Annotated in this window: 15 protein-coding genes; 8 read left to right on the plus strand and 7 right to left on the minus strand. The window is 42.8% G+C overall.

The genetic code is table 11. The features are described 5' to 3' along the window. Window positions 1-350: 350 nt before the first annotated feature. Entirely contained in the window at window positions 351-2,282 is a 1,932-nt protein-coding gene (locus ACX17N_RS15700; RefSeq protein WP_458893503.1) for an ATP-binding cassette domain-containing protein, read from the minus strand. Between the two features lie 185 nt (window positions 2,283-2,467). Between ACX17N_RS15700 and ACX17N_RS15705 the strand changes: the two genes are divergently transcribed. The 4 genes from ACX17N_RS15705 to erpA all read left to right on the plus strand — a co-directional run bounded on the left by ACX17N_RS15705 (window position 2,468) and on the right by erpA (window position 6,352). Then, the gene (locus tag ACX17N_RS15705) at window positions 2,468-3,475 is read left to right on the plus strand and encodes a putative solute-binding protein (protein ID WP_458893504.1); all 1,008 of its coding nucleotides are present in this window, start codon (window positions 2,468-2,470) and stop codon (window positions 3,473-3,475) included. Window positions 3,476-3,694: 219 nt separating this feature from the next. Further along, entirely contained in the window at window positions 3,695-4,705 is a 1,011-nt protein-coding gene (locus ACX17N_RS15710) for a putative solute-binding protein (protein WP_458893505.1), read from the plus strand. A gap of 197 nt (window positions 4,706-4,902) precedes the next feature. Then, on the plus strand, window positions 4,903-5,892 hold the full coding sequence (locus tag ACX17N_RS15715) for a putative solute-binding protein (RefSeq protein ID WP_458893543.1): 990 nt from the start codon (window positions 4,903-4,905) through the stop codon (window positions 5,890-5,892). A gap of 124 nt (window positions 5,893-6,016) precedes the next feature. Beyond that, window positions 6,017-6,352 (plus strand): iron-sulfur cluster insertion protein ErpA, encoded by a 336-nt coding sequence (gene erpA / locus ACX17N_RS15720; protein ID WP_458893506.1) that lies wholly within the window; start codon window positions 6,017-6,019, stop codon window positions 6,350-6,352. 47 nt (window positions 6,353-6,399) lie between these two features. Here the strand turns inward: erpA and ACX17N_RS15725 are convergent, their stop codons facing one another. Further along, window positions 6,400-7,530, minus strand: a complete 1,131-nt coding sequence (locus tag ACX17N_RS15725) for an anhydro-N-acetylmuramic acid kinase (protein WP_458893507.1) — start codon at window positions 7,528-7,530, stop codon at window positions 6,400-6,402. A 63-nt stretch (window positions 7,531-7,593) separates the two neighbouring features. On the opposite strand from ACX17N_RS15725, the gene tyrS reads away from it, so the two are divergent. Continuing rightward, window positions 7,594-8,826: a tyrosine--tRNA ligase gene (tyrS, locus tag ACX17N_RS15730; protein ID WP_458893508.1), complete on the plus strand. Its 1,233-nt coding sequence runs from the start codon at window positions 7,594-7,596 to the stop codon at window positions 8,824-8,826. Between the two features lie 56 nt (window positions 8,827-8,882). Here tyrS and ACX17N_RS15735 read toward each other — a convergent pair whose 3' ends face one another. From ACX17N_RS15735 to dnaA, 5 genes are all read right to left on the minus strand, one after another. Next, window positions 8,883-9,254 carry a hypothetical protein gene (locus ACX17N_RS15735; RefSeq protein ID WP_458893509.1) on the minus strand — a complete coding sequence of 124 codons (372 nt, stop codon included), beginning with the start codon at window positions 9,252-9,254 and terminating at the stop codon, window positions 8,883-8,885. 131 nt (window positions 9,255-9,385) lie between these two features. Then, on the minus strand, window positions 9,386-11,854 hold the full coding sequence (gene gyrB / locus ACX17N_RS15740; RefSeq protein ID WP_458893510.1) for a DNA topoisomerase (ATP-hydrolyzing) subunit B: 2,469 nt from the start codon (window positions 11,852-11,854) through the stop codon (window positions 9,386-9,388). Between the two features lie 43 nt (window positions 11,855-11,897). Beyond that, window positions 11,898-12,980 (minus strand): DNA replication/repair protein RecF, encoded by a 1,083-nt coding sequence (recF, locus tag ACX17N_RS15745; protein WP_458893511.1) that lies wholly within the window; start codon window positions 12,978-12,980, stop codon window positions 11,898-11,900. 14 nt (window positions 12,981-12,994) lie between these two features. Next, the gene (gene dnaN / locus ACX17N_RS15750; RefSeq protein WP_458893512.1) at window positions 12,995-14,143 is read right to left on the minus strand and encodes a DNA polymerase III subunit beta; all 1,149 of its coding nucleotides are present in this window, start codon (window positions 14,141-14,143) and stop codon (window positions 12,995-12,997) included. A gap of 111 nt (window positions 14,144-14,254) precedes the next feature. Then, window positions 14,255-15,634, minus strand: a complete 1,380-nt coding sequence (gene dnaA / locus ACX17N_RS15755) for a chromosomal replication initiator protein DnaA (RefSeq protein WP_458893513.1) — start codon at window positions 15,632-15,634, stop codon at window positions 14,255-14,257. Between the two features lie 649 nt (window positions 15,635-16,283). Between dnaA and rpmH the strand changes: the two genes are divergently transcribed. Genes rpmH through yidD form a run of 3 tightly spaced genes read left to right on the plus strand, consistent with a single transcriptional unit; the run spans window position 16,284 to window position 17,168 of the window. Next, on the plus strand, window positions 16,284-16,418 hold the full coding sequence (gene rpmH / locus ACX17N_RS15760; RefSeq protein WP_000831329.1) for a 50S ribosomal protein L34: 135 nt from the start codon (window positions 16,284-16,286) through the stop codon (window positions 16,416-16,418). 30 nt (window positions 16,419-16,448) lie between these two features. Beyond that, a complete protein-coding gene (gene rnpA, locus ACX17N_RS15765; RefSeq protein WP_458893514.1) occupies window positions 16,449-16,838 on the plus strand; it encodes a ribonuclease P protein component in 390 nt (129 codons plus the stop codon). Window positions 16,839-16,847: 9 nt separating this feature from the next. Beyond that, the gene (yidD, locus tag ACX17N_RS15770) at window positions 16,848-17,168 is read left to right on the plus strand and encodes a membrane protein insertion efficiency factor YidD (protein ID WP_458893515.1); all 321 of its coding nucleotides are present in this window, start codon (window positions 16,848-16,850) and stop codon (window positions 17,166-17,168) included. Window positions 17,169-17,170 lie beyond the last annotated feature (2 nt).

The following is a 17,170-nucleotide window of genomic DNA, read 5'->3' on the forward strand; positions in this document are numbered from 1 at the left end:
TTCACCACCTCGTCAGTGGCAAATATAACGCAATCAACTCAATAACTAGCACTTCGTGCTTCGTTCATCTCGCTGTATCGCGTCGGGATGCTGCGTATTCTATACAGTTTTATTTGTTGTGCAACCCCTGTTTTGGGTTATTTTGCACAGGTGTTGTTTTTTTCCACAAAATAACGCAAAAAAATGCTTTTTTACTCATTTTTTAAGCATTTTTATAAAGAAATCGCATATTTATTTTCATTTCCTTAGTTTTATATTGGGTCTGAGTCTTCTCCTTTGTGTTTAGCCATCTCTCCTAAATAAGAAAAGCACAACGCTACGTTGTGCTTTTTCTATTTAGCTGGGCTAGATTAAAAGGCGCTTTCGAGTTCTTCTAATTCCATCATCAAGCTCAACATCTCTTCTTCAATCTGTTCTAACTTCGCTTTGAGCTGATTCTGCTCATCCATCAATTTCAACAAATCCTGCTTGCGCTCAGCTTCATATAGGCTGCTATCTCCCAGCAAGGTTTCAATGTCTTGCAAACGTGGCTGTAATTTTTCCATCTGTGCTTCGCATTTTTCAATATTTTTACGAATCGGACGGGTTTGTTCACGGCGTCGGGCTGCTTCTTTACGCTGAGCTTCTTTATCCAGTTTAGAAATCGCGGGTTTGGCTTCGACTTGTGACTGAACTGGGGCAGCAGGTTGTTGCCCACTTTTCATCATTTCGATACGTGCTTGACGGAGCCATTCTGCATAAGCAGTTAAGTCACCGTCAAAGTCACGACAAGTGCCTTTGTGTACCAACAAGAGCTCGTCACAGACGCTAGCAATGAGTTGACGTTCGTGCGACACCAATACCACAGCCCCTTCAAAATCTTGTAGCGCCATGGTCAGGGCATGTCGCATATCCAAATCTAAATGGTTGGTCGGTTCATCTAGAATAAGAACATTCGGGCGTTGCCAGACAATCAATGCCAAGGCTAAACGGGCACGCTCTCCCCCAGAGAAGCTTTCACTCGGTGTATCCATACGCTCGCCACTAAAGCCAAAGCTACCCAAGAACGAACGTAAACTTGCTTCACTGATTTTAGGGTCTGCAATACGGGCCAATTGCAACATTGGGCTAGCATTCCCGTCTAGGGCATCCATCTGGTGCTGAGCGAAATAGCCAATATTCAATAATTCAGAGGCTTTTCGTTGCCCTGCCAATAAAGGCAGGTCACCCACCAAAGATTTAATGAGAGTCGATTTACCGGCACCATTCATGCCCAATAAACCAATTCGACTGGTGGGGGTAATTTGCAGGTTTACATTGGTCACAATCAGTTTGTCACCATAACCAATATCTGCACTTTCAAGTTCTAATAAAGGTGAACTCATTTTTGACGGTTCACGGAAACTAAAAGTAAACGGCGTATCCACATGTGCCGCAGAAAGTTCCTGCATACGTTCTAATTGTTTAATTCGACTTTGTGCTTGTTTGGCTTTGGTGGCTTGCGCTTTAAAGCGGTCGATATATTTTTGCAAATGCGCACGGGTTTCTAATTGCTTTTCATAGGCCTGTTGTTGTTGTGCTAAACGTTCGCTGCGGGTCCGTTCAAAAGTCGAGTAATTGCCTGTATATAAGGTGAGCTCTTGATTTTCAATATGTAAAATATGATCGGTGATAGCATCCAAGAAATCACGGTCATGTGAAATCAGCACCAAAGTGCCTTCATAAGCTTTAAGCCAATCTTCTAACCACAGAATCGCATCTAAATCTAAATGGTTGGTCGGTTCATCCAATAACAATAAATCTGAGCGGCTCATGAGAGTACGTGCCAGATTCAGACGCATCCGCCATCCACCAGAGAAACTTGACACATCGAGCTGGGATTGACGCTCAAAGAAACCTAGACCCGCCATAAGTTGCGACGCTTTAGCAGCTGCCGAATAGCCATGAATTTCATCGAAGCGGCCATATAAATGCGCCAGTTCATCATTGCTTAAGTTTTCAGGATGATCCAGTTTGTGCTGAATTTCCCAATATTCTTCATCACCTGATAAAACAAAATCAATGGCTTTCATATCTAAAGCTTTGATTTCTTGAGCCATATGGGCAACCGTCCACACCGCAGGACGGGTTAGACTCCCTTCATCTGCACCCAATTCCCCTAAAAATGCCGCGAATAAGGTCGACTTCCCGGCGCCATTCACGCCAGTAAGACCAATTTTCCAACCTGGATGTAATTGCATCGAGGCTTTTTGAAAGAGGACACGCCCTCCACGGCGAATGGAAAGTTGGTCTAATTGAATCATGACAAATACTGGCGGATAAAAAATTAACGCTATTCTAAAGGAAGTCGTTTAGAAATGAAAAAAGCAGCGTGAAATAACCGCATATTGAGCTACTGGTCGGAAATAGAGTAATAGCTCTATTTTATCCCCATAAATCATGTTTAGATGAAGCGCTTCCTAAAAAATGAAAATAATGAGGTGAAATAATGAAAAAAGCCTTTTTTATCTTATCCACGGCAACACTCTGTAATTTAACCACTTTGGCTCACGCCAATATTCATGTCTGTGTTTTTGATTTACTGGGCAAATCTGGAGAATCTTATAAATTTCTGGAAGAGTGGGCTTTAGCCAGTAAGAACTGGGGCGCAAATATAGACCTGACAGCTTATCAAGATGAAGCCAAGCTGGATCAAGACTTTAAGGCAGGAACCTGTGATGGTTTTTATATGACCTCCATGCGCGCCCGTAATTATAATAAATTTGCTGGTTCAATTGATGCCCTTGGTGGTGTGCCCAATCATGCGATTGCACAAAAAGCCATTATTTATGTCTTAGATAAAAGAAACAATAAACGTCTGCTCACCAAAATTGGCAATGAAAGTTATGAAGTCGCTGGAATCGGTCAAATTGGTCCCGCTTATTTATTTGTTCGAGATAAGTCTGTTAATAGTGTGGAAAAACTGCATGGGAAAAAAATTGCGGTCATGGAGTTTGATCAAGCCCAGAAAATTATGGTGAAACGCGTCAATGCTGTTCCCGTGATGTCAGAAATTTCCAATTTTGTGAAAAAATTTAATCAGAATGAAGTCGATGTCGTACCTGCTCCCGCATATGCATTTAAGCCTCTGGAAATTTACAAAGGCTTAGGTTCAAACGGCGCAATGCTGAATTTTCCGGTATTAAATGTTACCGCTGACCTCATTATCCGCCCCAGCAAGTTTCCACAAGGCTTTGCACCTCAATCCCGTCAATGGTTTATTCGTCAACTCCCTAAAAGCTTTGCCATGGTACAGCGCCTAGAAGCGACCATTCCAACTAAATATCGCTTGGAACTCGACCGGGATGATAAAGAAAAATATCAAAAACTGTTACGTGATGCTCGTATAGACCTGACCCAACAAGGGATCTATGACCCAACCATGATGACCGTGTTAAAAAAGGCGCGCTGTACCGTGGAGCGCACCAACTTTGAATGTTCTTTGGCTGGAGAATAACCCTGCATCTTTTTTAAGTGCGGTAACAGTGCTTAACCCAATGATTTTTATTTAAACGTTCCAGAGCATTGGACAATTTGACAGCATTTTGTTCAGTACACTGTCATTTTTTTATTTTGAAATGGAGTAAATACTCTATTTATACGTGCAAAACTTGCTTAATATGCTCTACGTGTAAGGACACTAAGAACAAGAATCAATCTGAACAGGATGAATACAATGAAAAAAGTCATGTTGGGTTTCGCTGCGATGACCGCTATCGGACTCTCTACCACGACTCAAGCAGCAAAAGTCGATGTCTGTGTGTTCGACTTACTCGGTAAGTCTGGTGAGTCGTATCAAATGGCACAAGAATGGGCACTGGCAGCCAAAAGCTGGGGAGCCGAAGTCAACCTGATTCCGCGACAAGATGAAGCCGTTGCAGATAATGATTTTAAAGCCGGTAAATGTGACGGCGTGTTTATGACAGCCATGCGGGCTCGTCAGTACAACAAATTTGCAGGCTCGATTGATGCCTTGGGGGGCGTACCCAGCAATGCCATTGCACAAAAAGCCATTAGCTTTGCCTTAGACCAACGGAATGCCAGCAAAATGGTCACGACCCTCGGTGGCAAAAAATATGAAGTTGCAGGCATTGCACCACTCGGCTCTGCCTTTATTTTCGTGCGTGATAAAAACATCAATTCAATCGAAAAAGCCGCAGGTAAAAAGTTCGCGGTTTTAGGCTATGACCAAGCACAGAAAATCATGGTGCAACGTGTCGGTGCACAAGCGGTCATTTCCGATGTTTCTAATTTTGTGGCTAAATTTAATAATGGTCAGGTCGACATGGTCGGTGCACCAGCCTACGCCTACAAACCTCTAGAAATTTACAAGGGTTTAGGCAACAGTGGTGCTATGTTTAATTTCCCTGTACTGCAAGTGACTGCCGACTTTGTGATTCGCCCCGATCAGTTCCCTGCAGGATTTGGACAAAAATCTCGTGATTGGTTCGTTAAAAACCTGCCAAAGAGTTTCTCCATGATTAATCGCCTAGAAGCAGCTATTCCAGCTAAATATCGTATGAACTTGAGTGCCGAAGATAGAGTCAAATACCAAAAAATGCTACGTGATGGTCGTATGGATCTGACCAAGCAAGGTATTTACGATGCCAGTATGATGAGTGTCCTGAAAAAGGCACGTTGTTCTGTTGATAAAGCCAACTTCGAATGTTCAATGGCTGGCGAATAACCCCTGTTCTCAAAAAGCCTAGACTGTTCTAGGCTTTTTTATGTCAGTTTTCCATTCAGGCATCATCCAGCCATCAATCTTTGTGCTTTTTTATTGCAGCTTAGATTCTAGGAAGATGTATACCATTGCCCTGACTGCTTACAACTCAATAAAAATAAAACGATAAGGAAATTCTATAGATGAAAAAATATTCCAGCATGACTCTGTTAGGACTGGGACTGTGCCTAGCAAGCAACTTTGCTCAAGCGAAACAAGTGGTGTGTGTATTTGACTTGGTCGGTAAAAGTGGCGATGTCTACGCGCTCATGAAAGACTATCAACTGGCTGCAAAAAATTGGGGCGCAGATATTGAGCTACGCGTTGCACAAAATGAAGCCGTGATTACCGAAGACTTCAAAGCTGGTAAATGCGATGGCATTAGTGTCACAGGCATGCGGGGACGCCAATTTAATGATTTTACCGGTTCATTAGATGCCATTGGTGCGATCCCGAATTTGAAATTGGCGGTCAAAGTCATGCAAGGTCTGGCAAGCCCAACCTTTAGCAAATATATGGTGAAAGGCAAATATGAAATTGCTGGAGTGATTCCTGTTGGCGATGCATTTCTGATGGTGAATGACCGCAATATCAATACCGTTGCCAAAGCGGCAGGTAAAAAAATTGCGGTACTCGATTATGATCAGGCACAAAAAATTATGGTGCAGCAAGTCGGTGCACAAGCCGTCAGTGCAGACGTCACCAATTTTGGCAGCAAATTTAATAATGGTCAGGTCGATATTATTGGTGCACCTGCGGCTGCATTTAAACCTTTGGAATTGCATAAAGGTTTAGGCAGTAAAGGGGCTATTGTGAACTATCCGATTTTACAGGTCACAGGCAATATTATTATTCGCCCAGAGCGCTTTCCTCACGGTTATGGTCAGCAATCCCGTGAATGGGTCAAATCACAATTGCCCCGTGCATTTGGCATTTTAGGGAAGATGAAAGCCGACATTCCGAGCAAATACTGGATGGACGTCCCTGCAACAGACAAGCCTGGCTATCAAAAAATGATGCGGGAAGCACGGATTAATTTGACTCAACAAGGCGTCTATGACAAGCGCATGATGAAACTGTTATGGCAGTTCCGCTGTAAGGAAGATGCCAAAAACTTCGAATGTGGTTTACAAGATGAAAACTACAAATAATCTTGATAAAATTACTCTGATTTGACTTTTAATCTTCGAATATTGACCATATATTGAGTATGCTATACTAGATATTGGTCTTTTTGATTTTTAAAAGACGCGAAACCGAACAGAGGAATCTATCATGACTGCTCCAGCGCTTGTGTTGACCGACAATGCTGCAAATAAAGTACGCCAATTGCGCGATAGTGAAGGCAACCAAGATTTAATGTTACGTGTCTATGTAACGGGCGGGGGTTGTTCAGGCTTTTCTTATGGCTTTAACTTTGCCGACAATATGAATGAAGATGATGCTGAATTCATTAATGGTGATGTGAAAATGCTGGTCGATTCACTGAGCTACCAATATTTGGTTGGTTCTATCGTGGATTATGTGGAAGGTTTGGAAGGTTCGCGTTTTATTGTACAAAATCCAAATGCGACCACCACTTGTGGCTGTGGCTCATCGTTTTCGATTTAAGTGGCATGCCAAGAAAAAACCTCCGCATAGCGGAGGTTTTTTTATATTTAAACCACAGTGATACTGCCTAAAATACGATAACCCTGTGCCCCTGTGACTGCGGGTAAGTTACCACTGAGCTGTTGCACAAAGCGCATGGCTAACCAAGCAAATGCAGTCGCCTCTACCCACGTTGGGCTTAAGCCTAAATCCGCAGTACTTTGTACAGTCCACTGATGCTTGCGTAAACGCCAGCGCAATTGTTCTAACAGTTGCGAATTATAAGCTCCACCACCACAGACATAGACCTCACCGGTATCCATACCAGAACGATAAATCGCTTTTTTAATCGCACGCGTCGTCAGTTTAAGCAAGGTTGCTTGCACATTCTCAGGCATATCTTCTAATTCATCATAGGCCAGCTCATCATTGCGCCAGTCCATGATCTGATCATCAAGCCAATCTAGATTAAAATCTTCACGCCCTGTACTTTTGGGCGGTTCTTTGCCAAAAAAATCATGGGCCTGTAACCGCTCTAATAAACTGCGAATCGGTTGACCATAAGCGGCCCAGTTGCCATTTTCATCATAGGGCTGCCCCGTATAGCGATGGCACCAGGCATCCATGAGGATATTGGCAGGACCTGTATCAAAACCTAAAACTTGCTCAGGTGCACCTGCAGGCAACAGACTGACATTGGCAATGCCACCCAAGTTCAGAATCACGCGATGAATACTGTCGTGTTGAAAAATATCTTGATGGAAGGCAGGCACTAAAGGTGCGCCCTGCCCACCTGCCGCCATATCACGGCGACGGAAATCCGAAACAACCGGAATTTGGGTAATTTCAGTAATGATATTCGGATCGCCAATCTGTAGGGTAAACCCATGTTCTGGACGATGACGAATGGTCTGCCCATGCGAACCAATCGCTTTAATTTGACTCCGGTCAAGCTGATGTTGCTCAATCAGCGTATTGATACCTTCTCCAATCATGTTTGCCAGAGCCACATCGGCCTTGCCCATACGATCAATTTCATTGTCATCCGGCAAAGTCAGTGCCATGAGTTGATCACGTAAATCAGGGTCAAAAGCTAAGGTGAGCGTGGCATGCAACTGCAATGGATCGAACGAAGCGGCCACAATATCTACCCCATCCATGCTGGTGCCGGTCATTACGCCAATATAGATTGCTGTCATGATTATTCTAAAGCCTGCAATGTGCTGAAAAAGTGTTAGTATATCGCACAAATTGAATAACTGATGTGTTTGGGTTTTGTGATGTCAAATTTCCTGCCAGCTGAAGAACAACTTGCCCTCATTCGACGAGGCACTCATGAAATTATTTCTGAAGAGGATCTGTTAAAGAAACTCAAAGAAAATCGTCCTCTAAAAATTAAAGCAGGTTTCGATCCTACTGCACCTGACTTGCACTTAGGTCATACGGTTTTAATCAATAAATTAAAAACGTTCCAAGACCTCGGTCATGAAGTGTTTTTCTTGATTGGTGACTACACCGCCATGATTGGTGACCCAACGGGGAAAAGCGCGACTCGCCCACCATTATCGCGTGAGCAAGTCTTAGAAAATGCCAAAACCTATCAAGAGCAAGTGTTTAAAATTCTTGATCCGAACAAAACCAAAGTGGTGTTTAACTCGGAATGGTTTGCAACCAAAACCGCGGCTGATTTAATTCAGTTAGCGTCACAGCAAACCGTTGCGCGTATGTTGGAGCGTGATGACTTCACCAAGCGTTATAACAACCAACAACCGATTGCGATTCATGAATTCTTGTATCCATTGGTACAGGGCTATGACTCGGTAGCCTTGCATGCCGATGTCGAGCTGGGCGGAACAGATCAAACCTTTAACTTGCTCATGGGGCGTACCTTACAAGGTCGTTATGATCAAGAAGCTCAAGTCTGCATTACCGTGCCTATTCTTGAAGGTTTAGACGGCGTCAACAAAATGTCTAAATCTTTGGGCAACTACATTGGTGTCTTTGATACCCCAGGGGCCATGTACCAAAAAGTGCTGTCTATGCCTGATGCTTTGATTGAGCGCTATTTTGATCTACTCAGCTTTAAATCGGTTGAAGACATCCAAGTATTACTGAAAGAAATTGAAGAAGGCCGCAACCCACAAGACGTGAAGAAAATTCTTGCACTGGAGTTGGTTGAACGTTTCCACGGTGCGGAAGCCGCTGCCAATGCCCACAAAGGTGCCGGTAACATCATTACCGAAGGTGAACTGCCAGAAGGGACACCTGAAGTGACTATTTCACGTGCTGAGTTTGGCGGTGAAATGTTTATTGCTTCGATTGTTCGTGCTGCAGGCTTAACCAAGAATGCAGCAGCAGCGAAGGATGCTGTTTCACGTGGAGCCGTTAAAGTGGACTGGAATGTGGTCGACGCGAGCTTCTCGGTAAAAGAGAACACCACCTTGATCGTACAGGCGGGTAAAAAAGCCATTGCCAAAGTGACGTTCACCGACTAATCCAAGATCAATCCAAAGCAGGTCTCAGGACCTGCTTTTTTTACGCCATTTTTTGTTCACTCAAAAACTGCAACAAACTTCTTTTTGCAAAAGCGTAATTCCATAATCTGCCAGCTCCCCGCATGATATTGCCAAGTTTCTTGAATGGTTTGAACGGGCCGTAGCAAATGCAGCACAATGCGGCATTGGGTCTGCTCGGGATTAAACTCAAATGCCTCAGTCTGAATCTCTAAGTGCTGTGGCTTCCAAACGCCATTCTGTACAGCATGTTGAATACTGCTATAGCGGCTGAAACTACTTTCAACTTTCCCTTGTGCCTCATAGACAACTTTAAATTCAGCATGCTCACATTGCATCAGAACCGCGACTTGTCCGGTATAAAATGCATTCAGCCAATGATCGCGTTGTTGTTCCAAACTTAAGTCCATGTTCTTCCCTCTCTATGGTTTTTGCTTAGCATGCCAAAACAATAAGACAGTTTGATAACCTTCACAAAAACCAAACAAAGCTGAGGCATAAAAAAAAGCAGCCCTCAGGCTGCTTTTAACATTAGACACGCTTATGCATCGATATCCGCATTTAAGGCATTCTCTTCAATAAAGGCACGACGTGGTTCCACATCATCCCCCATCAAGCAAGAGAACATACGATCAGCTTCAATCGCATCATCAATGGTGACTTGCAACATATTGCGGTTTTCAGGATCCATTGTGGTTTCCCAAAGCTGTTCCGCATTCATCTCACCCAAACCTTTGTAGCGCTGAATCATCATGCCGCGACGCGAGTCTTGTAAAATATGCTGCCATACTTGATGGAAACTATTGACCGTAATTTTACGCTCACCTTTTTGTAAATAAGCCCCAGCTTCGAGCAAACTGAACCAGCTCTTCGAATTCTTGAGTAAACGGACATATTCAGTCGAAGACAGTAAACCAGCATCAAGTACATAACTGTGCGGTAAATTATGCACATATAGAGTAATGCGCGGGAAATACACCACTTCCTTTTGACCATCCGCCAACTCTTTATCGAAGGCTTCCAAAGTCAATTCAGGACGTAAGCTTGGTTGTAACTTTTCAACCGTTGCACGTAACTGCTCACCCCAATGTTGCACATAAGCCAGATCTTGAGAATGATCAAACTTAAACGCGTCGAGGGAAATTAAACCATCCAATAAGCTTGCAGGATAACGCTGAGTTAAACGCTGCAAACTCTTCTGTGAGGTTTGATAATCTGCAATCACTTTCGCCAGTGCTTCACCCCGAATTGCTGGTGCTTCTGCACTGATATGCAAAGCAAGATCATCAATCGCATTCGAAATCAGGAAGGTTTCTAGTGCATCATTATCTTTAATGTATTGCTCATGCTTACCCTTCTTCAACTTATACAGCGGTGGTTGAGCAATATAGATATGCCCACGTTCCACCAACTCCGGCATTTGACGGAAGAAGAAAGTTAATAACAGGGTACGAATATGCGAACCATCGACGTCCGCATCGGTCATGATAATGATTTTGTGATAACGCAGCTTATCAGGATTGTATTCTTCACGCCCAATACCACAGCCTAATGCGGTGATTAGTGTGCCGACCTCCTGTGAAGAAATCATCTTGTCAAAACGCGCACGTTCCACGTTCAGGATTTTACCTTTTAGCGGTAAAATTGCCTGCATTTTACGGTTACGGCCTTGCTTGGCTGAACCACCCGCAGAGTCACCCTCGACCAGATACAATTCAGACATCGCAGGATCTTTTTCCTGACAGTCTGCCAACTTGCCAGGCAAGCCAGCAATATCTAAGGCACTTTTACGACGAGTCATTTCACGGGCTTTTCGCGCTGCATCACGGGCACGTGCTGCATCAATAATTTTGCCAGCAATCGATTTCGCTGCAGCAGGATTCTCTAGCAAGTATTCAGAGAATGCCTTGTTCATCGCCTGTTCGACCGCAGGTTTCACTTCACTTGAAACCAATTTTTCTTTGGTTTGCGAAGAGAACTTTGGATCAGGCACTTTCACAGAAATAATGGCGGTTAAACCTTCACGCGCATCATCCCCGGTCACAGCTACTTTTTCTTTTTTCAGCAGGCTTTCATTTTCCATATAGCTGTTTAAGCCACGGGTCAATGCTGCGCGGAAACCGGCCAAATGGGTTCCGCCGTCTTTTTGCGGAATGTTGTTGGTAAAGCAGCGGACATTTTCCTGATACGAGTCATTCCATTGCAATGCCACTTCAACCCCAATGCCATTTTCAGCTTGAGTAGTGAAGTGAAAAATATCATTCAGGTGGTTTTTGCCCTGATTGATATATCGAACGAACTCAGACAAACCACCTTCATAGTCATAGACATGTTCTAGGTTGATGCGTTCATCTCGAAGCACAATGCGTACACCCGCGTTTAAGAATGACAATTCACGTAAACGGCGTGCCAAAATATCGACATTAAAAATGGTTTGGCTAAAAGTTTCAGCACTTGGCCAGAAACGTACAATGGTTCCTGTTGTTTCAGTATTACCAATCTCTTTGAGTGGATACTGTGGATCACCATGACGATATTCTTGTTGATAAATATGCCCTGCACGATGAATGATTAATTCAAGTTTGCTCGATAAAGCATTTACAACAGAAACACCTACCCCGTGTAAACCACCTGAAACTTTATAGCTATTATCATCAAACTTACCGCCTGCATGCAGAATGGTCAAAATTACTTCTGCTGCAGAAACCCCTTCTTCTGGGTGAATATCGGTTGGAATACCACGCCCGTTATCGGAAACGCTGACTGACTCATCTTCATGAATCGTGACCAAGATTTCATCACAATGACCTGCTAAAGCTTCATCAATGGCGTTATCCACCACCTCGAACACCATGTGATGCAAACCTGTACCATCATCAGTATCGCCAATATACATACCTGGGCGCTTACGAACGGCATCCAAACCACGCAAAACTTTAATGCTGGAGGAATCATAAGCCTTTTCGTTGCTTTGTTCTGTTTGAGTGACAGATTGGTCTTCTGAACTCATGGTTACTCCCTAGTGAAAAATCGGTCTATCCAAAGATGGGAAATCATTGCACAACACATGCAACTCGGCCATTTTCCACGTGGAACAATTGGTGGGAAATAGACAAGTCATGTAAATGTTTTTGCACAGATTCATGCTCTAAAGTGGTAATAAAAACTTGACTACCAAGTTGGCTTAATCGCTCAATTAAACGTTGTTGTGCGGCTAAATCTAATTCTGCTGTCAGATCATCTAATAATACCACAGTTTCCTTATTACAGGCATGTAGCATTGCAATCTGAGAGAGTTTTAGTGCCATGATGAGGAGCTTTTTTTGGCCACGTGATAAAACCACATCCGCCTCTCCCATCGGGGTTTTGAGGCGTAAATCGGCACGGTGCGGACCATATTCGGTATAGCGTCGATCAAGGTCTTTTTGATGATGACTACACAGATCGTGCAGCAGCCCATGTTCAGTATGAAAGCCTGCAACATAATCCACCTCAATGGTTAAATTGGGCAATAACTGTTGCAAATCCTGCTGAAAAAATACGTTCCACTGTTCCACAATCGCTACCCGTTGCGAATGTAAAATTTCGCCATATTCGGCCAGCATTTTATTCCACGGTTCTAAGCTTTGCAGACTTAGATTTCGCTGCGACTTCAGCAAACTGTTACGCTGTTTCAAGGCTCGTGAATAATATTGCCAAGCATGATAAAACTCAGGTTCCACGTGAAACATGAGCCAATCGAGCAGTTGCCGCCGTGGCTTTGCGCCATGATCAATAATGTCGGTACTTTGTGGATCTATATGTTGTAAAGGCAATAATTTTGCCAATTGCCCTTGTGTGGCAATATGATCCCCATTGACTTTCATAACCTGCTCACCGCTCAGATGTTTTTGCATGCCAACTTTTTCACTGGCAGATTGCGCAAAAATCACCGCATTGGAGGCATCATGTTGAATGTAGTGTTTGGGAATGTGGGTTCGAAAAGAACGACCCGTAGCCAGCAAATGTACCGCTTCTAAAATTGAGGTTTTACCTGAACCATTCGCGCCATAAAAGACATTAAACGGCTGCAACTCAGTGAGTGCAACCGTTTCCAAATTACGAACACGTTCGATATTTAAACGCGTAATATGCATAATAAATCTAGATATTACACACGCATTGGCATTACGACATAAGTTTGATCGGTATGTGCTGGATCGTGAACCAATACTGACTGATTGGCTTCCGTCATGGTCATCGAAACATCATCCCCGTCCAAGACACTCAATACCTCCAATAAATATTGGGCATTAAATGACATTTCTAACGGGGCATCGTTATATTGAATGGCTAAATCTTCAATCGCTTCATCTTGTTCTGGGTTATTGGCACGTAACTGCAAAGTATCCGTACTAAAATTCAAAAATACCCCACGCAGTTTTTCATTACTCAAGATCGAAACACGTTGTAAAGATTGCTTGAACACATCATGTGCGATCAGGACATTTTTATCACCACCACGTGGAATCACACGGCGATAATCTGGGAACTTGCCATCAATCAGTTTGGTGGTAAAGCGAACCGTAATGGAACCCTGCTCTTTATCACGACTTGGGGTATTGATGGTGACATTCAATAATTCTCGACCAATCAATAACGACAACTGCTCATCTTCAATACTGAGTAGACGCTGTAATTCACCCACAGCTTTACGTGGCACAATTGCTTGAATCAATTGCTGCGCATTTGATGAAGCTAATGTCTCGCACAGTGCCAAACGATGACCATCCGTTGTTACTGCACGCAATTGATTTTCATCAATTTCTAACAAGGTACCAGTCAAGTAAAAACGAACGTCTTGAACCGCCATAGCAAAAGCAGTTTTTTCAAATAAACGCTTTAATTCACGTTGAGTTACAGCAACTTGTGTGCCCTGCGTGTTTTCAGTATTCAGCAATGGATAGTCTTCTGCAGGTAATGTCCCTAAAACAAAACGACTGTTGCCAGATTTAAGAATACAACGCTGGTCTTCGGTAATTTGAATATCGATTAATGCCGCACTTGGTAGAGACTTACAAATATCCATCAGTTTACGCGCAGGAACCGTAGTCTCACCAGCTTGTAAGCACGCACCTTCGCTTAAATTGGTGCTCGCCACCAATTCAACTTCTAAATCCGAACCTGTAATCGCCAAAGCATTTTGACTCACTTGTACTTTAACATTCGATAAAATGTTTAAGGTGTGGCGACGTTCCACCGCTCCTACCACATGTGAAAGAACATTAAGTAAACTTTCTTTGGCGATTTTTAAACGCACGATACATTCCTCGAAAAAACTGAAGATGAAAAATAAATGAATTAATTTTTTAGCAGTGTACTATGCGGCAGAATATACCGCATTGCAAGAATAGAATTTGATCAGTTTAGATTAACTTTGCAGCAAGCGTTGCAAGTTTTTGTAATCCTCATTAAAGATCGGATCACCTTCTCTTAGGCTTTGCACTTTTTCGCAGGCATGCATGACTGTACTATGATCACGACCACCAAATGCCATGCCAATTTCAGGAAAACTATCTCCCGTGAGTTCACGTGCCAGCCCCATCGCCAATTGACGTGGACGCGCATAAATTCGAGTTCGTTTTGGACCAATCAACTCTTTGAGCGGAATACGGAAATACTCACTCACTACACGCTGAATATTTTCTGTACTGATGGTCCGTGCACGAATCGCCAACACATCTTTTAACGATTCTCGTACCACATCCAAATCAATCGATGTTCCTTTGAAACGTGAAATCGCAACCACCTTATTCAAGGCACCTTCTAATTCACGCACATTGGCCACGACTTGTTGTGCAATAAACAAAGCACAGTTACGCGGTAAATCTACCCCACTGCTCTGCGCTTTCTTCAATAAAATTTCAATCCGAGTTTCAATATCGGGTGGTTCTACCCCAACCGATAATCCCCAAGAGAAGCGCGAAACTAAACGCGCGTCCAACTCGGTCAATTCTTTTGGATATCGGTCAGAAGTTAAAATAATCTGTTTAGATTCATCTAATAACGCATTAAAAGTATAGAAAAACTCCACCAAACTGGCTTCTTTGCCTGCCAGTAAGTGAATATCATCAACCAAGAGCAGATCTAATGAACGACAGTTTTTCTTAAACTCTTCCACTTTGCCTTGTTGTAAAGAGCTAACAAAATCCTGAACAAAACTCTCGGCGGTCATATACATCACACGTGCATTCGGTTTTGCCTGTAATAAGGCATTACCCACGGCTTGCATTAAGTGAGTTTTACCCAAACCGGTCGGACCATATAAAAACAATGGGTTATGTTGCGATGCACCCAATTGAGTTAATACTTTACGGCAAGTTTCGGCCGCCATTTGGTTGGAACGACCTTCAACAAATAAAGAAAAAGTAAATAACGGATTTAACAAGCGTTTTTTGTTCTTTAATGGTGAATCGTCTTTTTCTTTCTTCATTTTTGCCACAGGAGACGGCGGAGCCGATTCCAATGCAGCCGTTGTTGTCGCAGGTTGTTCATGTGGAGACAAAATCGCGCCTGGACGAGAATCGACCATAATCTCGACGTGACGAATGCGACCTTCAGACAACTGCTCTGCCAAAATCGTAATGAGTTCTAAATGATGTTCCTGGATATAGCGCGTCCAATACGGATTAGGCGCATATAGTCGCAAAGTGTCATCTAACTCTTCAGCAACTAAAGGGCGAATCCACATTGTAAAAACATTTCCAGAGAGCTCTTGTCGCAAGCGAGTTAAGCAGTCTGTCCAAAGCATGTGAAACCCCTATTCATCCATTTTTAAATTTAAAAACACCAGTGTCCGCCAAAGCGGGTCGCCATTCTAACCAAGTTATCCACATCTGTCATGAAGAATTCTGCAGAAATTGCTCAAAAAAGAAATAAACAATCTAAATTTAAATTCAAAACCTGGTGTGGATAAAAATACTCACAGACTGTGGATAAAAATAACACCCAAGTTATCCACAATTCGTTAAAATCTTAAAAACATAGATATCCACAATATTAACTCTTGTTTTTATAGGGTAAAAAGTGGTTTTCCACAGAAAAACAGCTCCCTAATAAGAATAAATTTAAATTTTAAAATTTGAATTTATTTATAAGGATTGCTTTTGATGTGGATAACTTCGATTGCGAATAAATTTAAATTTAAAACTGAATCTTGTTTATAGCTATGTGGATAAATTTGTGCATAATATTGTTTATAACTTATTTTCCATTATTTAACAAGTTATTATGGTGTGAATAAATAGAGACGGTCTAAAAACGTGAATAACATGCTTACCGTCTAGTTTTTATTTATTCAAAGTTTATTTGGTCTGAAACCGTGTTTTTGATTGACAGCTCAAGCAATGAACACTAAAATCGCGGACCTTTATAGAAAGATCAATTTTTGGAGTTTCGATATGAAACGTACATTCCAACCATCTGAATTAAAGCGTAAGCGCGTTCATGGTTTCCGTGCTCGTATGGCTACTAAAGCTGGTCGTCAAGTATTAGCTCGCCGTCGTGCAAAAGGTCGTCACAGCTTAACTGTTTAATCTGTTAATGCTTAAACGATTTTGGGTGTTATGACACTTTATGACTTCGGCGCAGAGCGGCGTCTTCGCTGTGCTGCCGATTATAAAGTCGTGTTTGATGGTGCGCTTTTTAAAGTGCACCAACCCCACTTCTTGTTTCTTGCAACACATTCCAAACAACCTCATAGTCGTTTGGGAATTGTTGTTGCCAAGAAAAAAGTGCGCCGTGCGCATGAAAGGAATCGAGTAAAACGACTTGCTCGCGAAAGTTTTCGCCTGCATCAAATGCATTTGGATGCCTTGGATATTGTTGTTATGCCTAAAGTAGGTATAGAAGCAGTGCCCAATTCTGAATTGCATCAGCAATTACAATTTGCTTGGCAAAAGCTGCAACGCATTGTCAAAAAGCATTCAAAAATAGCTCCCTCCCCACAGAAGTAGAGAAAGCCAATGGTACGTGTGCTGCATTGGTTCATTCGATTCTATCAGATCGCGATCAGTCCTTTATTGGGGCCGCGCTGTCGTTATATACCTACATGTTCTCAATATTCATTGGAAGCAATCCATACGCATGGAGCTGTACGGGGTGTGTGGTTGGCTGCAAATCGTATTTGTCGGTGTCATCCATGGGGAGGCTCGGGTTATGATCCTGTTCCCTTAAAAGCAATTCGTTTTATTTCATTTCAGCAAATCGATTCTCAAACGCATCACGTTGCTGTACCCTTTCGTAGATGTTTATGGAATCAAAATCACTCTAACTTTTTGGGGTAATA

This window comes from Acinetobacter sp. GXMZU3951 (assembly GCF_054457875.1).

What these genes read in the sequence shown, in the direction of transcription:
- rnpA (WP_458893514.1), top strand. Translation starts at nt 16,449, where the DNA reads ATGACACTTTATGACTTCGGCGCAGAGCGGCGTCTTCGCTGTGCTGCC.
- ACX17N_RS15715 (WP_458893543.1), top strand. Translation starts at nt 4,903, where the DNA reads ATGACTCTGTTAGGACTGGGACTGTGCCTAGCAAGCAACTTTGCTCAA.
- tyrS (WP_458893508.1), top strand. Translation starts at nt 7,594, where the DNA reads ATGTGTTTGGGTTTTGTGATGTCAAATTTCCTGCCAGCTGAAGAACAA.
- rpmH (WP_000831329.1), top strand. Translation starts at nt 16,284, where the DNA reads ATGAAACGTACATTCCAACCATCTGAATTAAAGCGTAAGCGCGTTCAT.
- ACX17N_RS15710 (WP_458893505.1), top strand. Translation starts at nt 3,695, where the DNA reads ATGAAAAAAGTCATGTTGGGTTTCGCTGCGATGACCGCTATCGGACTC.
- ACX17N_RS15700 (WP_458893503.1), bottom strand. Translation starts at nt 2,282, where the DNA reads ATGATTCAATTAGACCAACTTTCCATTCGCCGTGGAGGGCGTGTCCTC.
- recF (WP_458893511.1), bottom strand. Translation starts at nt 12,980, where the DNA reads ATGCATATTACGCGTTTAAATATCGAACGTGTTCGTAATTTGGAAACG.
- gyrB (WP_458893510.1), bottom strand. Translation starts at nt 11,854, where the DNA reads ATGAGTTCAGAAGACCAATCTGTCACTCAAACAGAACAAAGCAACGAA.
- yidD (WP_458893515.1), top strand. Translation starts at nt 16,848, where the DNA reads ATGGTACGTGTGCTGCATTGGTTCATTCGATTCTATCAGATCGCGATC.
- ACX17N_RS15705 (WP_458893504.1), top strand. Translation starts at nt 2,468, where the DNA reads ATGAAAAAAGCCTTTTTTATCTTATCCACGGCAACACTCTGTAATTTA.
- dnaA (WP_458893513.1), bottom strand. Translation starts at nt 15,634, where the DNA reads ATGCTTTGGACAGACTGCTTAACTCGCTTGCGACAAGAGCTCTCTGGA.
- ACX17N_RS15725 (WP_458893507.1), bottom strand. Translation starts at nt 7,530, where the DNA reads ATGACAGCAATCTATATTGGCGTAATGACCGGCACCAGCATGGATGGG.
- ACX17N_RS15735 (WP_458893509.1), bottom strand. Translation starts at nt 9,254, where the DNA reads ATGGACTTAAGTTTGGAACAACAACGCGATCATTGGCTGAATGCATTT.
- erpA (WP_458893506.1), top strand. Translation starts at nt 6,017, where the DNA reads ATGACTGCTCCAGCGCTTGTGTTGACCGACAATGCTGCAAATAAAGTA.